Below are 248 nucleotides of genomic sequence, written 5' to 3'. Positions count from 1 at the left end.
AACCGCCGTTATCAACCACCAGCAAACTGGCGTGAACTGAATGAAAAAGAGAGTGACAAACGTCGCTTGAATATCATCAATGCGCTGTTAGCACTGCTAGTGCTAGTGACGTTTTTCTTCGGTTACATTACCAATCATCGAGCCAATCATGATGCACTGACTAAACTCAAAAATCGCCATGCTTTAAACCGTATCCGTAAACAAGCTCTCGAAAAAGGCCATGGATTGATTTACATCGACCTTAATCG

1 protein-coding gene is annotated in these 248 nt (G+C 42.7%); it reads left to right on the top strand.

Annotated features, from left to right (window positions below; translation table 11 throughout):
* A partial coding sequence (locus AYW76_RS19265; RefSeq protein WP_197467861.1) for a hypothetical protein occupies positions 1-248 on the top strand: 248 nt, incomplete at both ends.

The organism is Marinomonas gallaica, assembly GCF_001639745.1.
Classification (GTDB): domain Bacteria; phylum Pseudomonadota; class Gammaproteobacteria; order Pseudomonadales; family Marinomonadaceae; genus Marinomonas; species Marinomonas gallaica.
This window is presented reverse-complemented; position numbering and strand designations above follow the sequence as displayed.